This window comes from Acidithiobacillus sp. TH-A36 (genome assembly GCF_057473445.1).
In genome coordinates this window covers 1-4,378 of the sequence record NZ_JBYCKP010000491.1, presented here as the reverse complement: position 1 = coordinate 4,378, position 4,378 = coordinate 1, and the positions used below count along the sequence as shown (strand labels likewise).

The window sequence follows — 4,378 nt, the reverse complement described above, 5'->3', positions numbered from 1 at the left end:
ATAATCTGCGCGAGCTGGCGGCCGTTTGCGCGCAGTTGGCAGCAAATCCGGAGACGTCGGATGACGCTATTCTTGAGCAGATACCCGGCCCGGATTTTCCCGGGGGAGGGCAGATTATTTCACTGCCCGAACAAATTCGTGAAGCTTATCTGTCGGGGCGGGGCAGTATTCGGGTGCGGGCCCGCTGGGAAGTGGAAAAGCTGGCGCGGGGTGAGTGGCGCATCAGTATCCATGAACTGCCTCCAGGCGTTTCCACGGCACAGGTGCTCTCGGAAATAGAAAATCTTTCCAATCCGCAGCCGAGGGGTGAGGGCAAGAAAAAAGCCCTGACGCCTGAGCAGCAGTCCACCAAAACGGCCATGCTTTCCCAGATAGATACGGTGCGCGATGAGTCCGGCAAGGATCACGCAGTGCGTATTGTGGTGGAACCCCGTTCCCGGAATCAGGACCCCCAGCAACTGATGACCTATTTATTGGCACGTACTTCGTTGGAATCCAATCAGTCCGTCAATTTGACGGTGCTGGATCTGGAAGGCCGCGCACCCTGTCTGCCGCTAACGGCCATTTTGCGGCAGTGGGTAACTTACCGTCTGCGCACGGTTCGCCGCCGTAGCCAGTTTCGTCTGGACAAGACGTTGGCGCGTATCCATATTCTCGAAGGACGACTCCGGGTTCTTCTGGATATTGATGCCGTTATCCGGGTCATTCGGGAGTCCGATGATCCCAAAATAGATCTCATCCAGCACTTTGATCTGACAGAAGTTCAGGCCGAAGACATTCTTGAAATCCGTTTGCGTCAATTGGCCAGGCTGGCTGGCATTGAACTGGAAAAAGAACTCAAGGACAAGCGGGATGTGGCCGATTATCTGACTGGCCTGCTGGCTCACGAGGAACGCCTGAGAGACTTGCTGGTTGAGGAAATCAACGCCGATGCCCAGAAGTTCGGAGATGATCGACGCAGCTTGTTACAGGCGGATGTGGCCATTACCAGCAAGACTGCTCAGACTATTGTGGCCGCTGTGACCGACGAGCCAGTGACGGTCATAGTGTCTCGCAAAGGCTGGTTACGCAGTCGAGCCGGACACGGTATTGCCACGGAGAGTCTGAACTTCAAGGAAGGCGACCAGCTCCTGCAGGTTTTTGAAGTACGCTCTGTGGATCAACTGGTGTTGCTGGATCAAACCGGTCGCGCATATTCTGTTCCGGTCAGTCAGGTTCCCGGTGGCCGTGGGGACGGGGTCCCCGCCTCCAGTCAGGTAGATTTTCAGGCCGGAGCCTCCCTTCAGGCGGCGGCTTGTGGTCCGGCCGACAGTTTGTGGCTGGTAGCGAGCAGTGGTGCATATGGCTTTGTCACTGCACTGGAAAACATGGCCGGGCGCAATCGTGCCGGGAAAGCTTTCCTGTCTCTGGATAAAGATGAGTATCCTTTGCCGCTGCTTCCTGTTTCTGATCTGTCTGCAGAAATATTGTGCGTCTCTTCAGATTATGCGGGATTGATATTTCCGCTGGCAGAAATCAAAAGCCTGCCGAAAGGGAAGGGGGTGAAACTGATGGCGCTGGCGCCCCAAGCCCATTTGCAAAGCCTTTATATTCATCCCGAGGGACAGACTTTGCCGCGCACTATTCGTAAAAATCGCCTGGAGATTTGTCGCGGCAAGCGGGCTGGTAAGGGTCGATCATTGCGCTAATGGAGTGCAGCCATTGTGCACCAATATGGTGCTTGCGCACTAAAATAGTGCAAAAGTCGAATCCTGTGCAATAGGATAAAACCCCGGCAATGCACTTGGTCCTACCTGGAATCGTTCTTGCTTATGCATCAACATGCCGACGATAAACGGCAGGTTTATTTGCTGAATCAGGAGTCGATAATGTCTATAAAGGATTTGCTGCGCCGTGATCCCCAGTTGTACGTCTTGCGCGATAGTTTGGGAGACGTGCATACCCCGGTTTTTTACAGCTCGCTGGCGGATAATGTGAGTGCTTTGCACGACCCCATTACCGGATCGGTATTTTTATCCCCGGCGCTTGCTCAACAGCCTCAGGAGTGGCGGCAGGCACTCCTGGCCAGGGAACTGGGGCGTGCTACAGCTCCCAAGCGCAGCAGAAGATGGCGTCTGGGAGTTACGGCTTTTCTTGTCTGTGTGATTCTGGATGTAGTGCTCATGCAGGTTCCCCTGGCAATGGTGCCCAGACTGGGCGACGCAGGAATGGCCACCGTATGTTTCTGGCTGGCTATCTGGCAATTTAGAGGCTTGTACGCGCGAAATACCATTCAACAAACGGAACAGCATGCCAACGCATGGGCGCGTGATCGGATTGAGAATTACAATGAATTGATCGCGCAAGCCACTACGCGGCAAAGCATTGCGCGTTATTTGCGGCCCGCTCGCTGACCGGACAGTTACATATCCCAGCTGCCACTGGGTAGTTTCTGTAGATGAATATGGCGGGCGAGCCGGATCACCGGTCTTATTAACAGTTCGGCGCTGCCAATCACAAAAAGCCAGACTCCAGCCGTTTCCATGGAGGGATAGAAGAAAAAGAAACTGCCTACCAGAAATAATATGCCGATCATGAAATCATTGGCGATGCTGATGGTTTCGTAACGGTTACGAATCAATAATTCGTCGTGACCCATGCAGATAGTGAAATTGCTGTTTGACGAACTGTTTTCTGACAACGCCTTCTCCTGATAATGTTAACAGTATACTTTAATGTTAACATAGACTGGCATTCATGCCGATCTCAAGCCGCCAGTGCCATCACCTGACGCGCATAAACTTTTGCCGGTATGGGAATTACGCCTTGGGCCACTGTGGTGGGTCCGGCATTATAAGCTTCCAGCGCCAGGCGAAGATGTCCATGAAAAATTGAGAGCAGACGACGCAAATAGCGGGCACCACCCACGATATTCTGGCGAGGCTTCCACGGATTGACATGAAGTATGCGCCATGCAGTGCTGGGCATGAGCTGCATAGGACCAACAGCCCCAGCATAGCTGACGACGTTACTTGCACGACTTTCGACATGAATCACGGCAGCCAACAATTTGCGGGAAACGCCCGTTTGATTGGAAGCATACAGTACATCTTTACTGTAGATGCCGGCGAGCTTCTGCCATGCACGTCCCGTCAGGGGGTTGGCAAGAGCAGCAGAAGATTGTGATTGGGAACTGTGTGAGCCTCTAGAACTACTTAAAGTTACCCTTGTTTTCAACAGGGCGATATTCGCAGGCAGTCCGGGAATGCTGCGCTGCAAAGGTTGCGGCGCGATGATAAACAGGAAGCTGATTCCGGCCGTCACTGCGGCCACAAAAAGTTTTTTCAAATCAAAATAACCACATAGCTGCAAGGGCTATAGGTTATACATGGTTTTTTTAGCGGGTGCAAGTTTTAGCTGATGCTAATATGCTTGGGCGTTTCCGATTATCAAGCCCGGCCAGTCCGTTGCGTTTTCATTATCCTGATCATGATAAAAGCATTGCGACATGGGCTCCTCCATTCTGTTTGACCTGATAAAGAGCCCGATCTGCTCGAGCCAGTGCCAGAGAAAATGGCAGGTCTTCTTCACGCAACTCGGTCAAGCCGATGCTGGCTGAGATGTAAACTTCATTATCGGAGAGTCTAATGCTGATTTTCTGCATTTTTTCCTGGATTCGTTCCAGGATTTCCAAGCCTTCTGTCATCGTGCACTTTCTGAAAATAATCGCGAATTCATCTCCACCCAGGCGACCAAAAACGTCTGTTTCCCGAAGGGTCTCCTTAAAGAGTGATACAAACACTTTCAGAACACGATCCCCGCTCAAGTGTCCATAGCGGTCATTGATGGGTTTGAATTTATCCAGATCAATCACGGCGAGCAGACTATATTCTGGGTGTCTACGCAAATGTTTGATCAGGTGATTGGCTTTTTCCAGAAAGGCCCTACGGTTCAATATGCCGGTCAATTCATCAATGGTGGCAAGTCGATGCAGCTTTTCCTTAATGCCGACCTGTTCGCTCACATCTCTGAACAGGCCTTCCATACCCAGAAATTGCTTATCTTCGCTATAAATTGCACTACTGGTAATTTCGACATCCACAATATGCCCATCTTTATGTTTCAAGCGTGCCGGGAAGTTTTGAACTTTCCCATGTTTCTTAACGGCGGTTACGATATTTTCCCGTGCTTGTGGATCAATATAGAAGCTGGAGGCAGGAAGACCAATAACTTCTTCGGGTAAATAACCTAATACGCCTAAGGCCGCAGGGCCCACCAAGGTCAGGTTTTGCTCACTATCGGTACGATAGAAAACGTCGAGCATATTTTCAAAAAGACGCTGAAAATTCTGCTCAGATTGGCTGATTTCATGTCCCATTTCTTCACTGAGCTCGGTAGC

The 4,378-nt window shown here is 51.3% G+C and carries 5 protein-coding genes; 2 read left to right on the top strand and 3 right to left on the bottom strand.

What is annotated here, in order from left to right; translation table 11 throughout:
- Positions 1 to 1,688, top strand: a 1,688-nt coding sequence (locus AC2VLY_RS12565; protein ID WP_486922381.1) for a DNA gyrase subunit A, incomplete at its 5' end; no start/stop codon positions are given.
- A 180-nt stretch (positions 1,689 to 1,868) separates the two neighbouring features.
- Positions 1,869 to 2,393 carry a Rossmann-fold NAD(P)-binding domain-containing protein gene (locus AC2VLY_RS12560; protein WP_227485239.1) on the top strand — a complete coding sequence of 175 codons (525 nt, stop codon included), beginning with the start codon at positions 1,869 to 1,871 and terminating at the stop codon, positions 2,391 to 2,393.
- Positions 2,394 to 2,401: 8 nt separating this feature from the next.
- Here AC2VLY_RS12560 and AC2VLY_RS12555 read toward each other — a convergent pair whose 3' ends face one another.
- The 3 genes from AC2VLY_RS12555 to AC2VLY_RS12545 all read right to left on the bottom strand — a co-directional run.
- On the bottom strand, positions 2,402 to 2,680 hold the full coding sequence (locus AC2VLY_RS12555; RefSeq protein WP_193649970.1) for a YrhK family protein: 279 nt from the start codon (positions 2,678 to 2,680) through the stop codon (positions 2,402 to 2,404).
- A gap of 65 nt (positions 2,681 to 2,745) precedes the next feature.
- Positions 2,746 to 3,327 (bottom strand): lytic transglycosylase domain-containing protein, encoded by a 582-nt coding sequence (locus AC2VLY_RS12550; RefSeq protein ID WP_193649971.1) that lies wholly within the window; start codon positions 3,325 to 3,327, stop codon positions 2,746 to 2,748.
- 139 nt (positions 3,328 to 3,466) lie between these two features.
- On the bottom strand, positions 3,467 to 4,378 hold a 912-nt coding region (locus AC2VLY_RS12545), incomplete at its 5' end, for a sensor domain-containing diguanylate cyclase (RefSeq protein ID WP_486922380.1).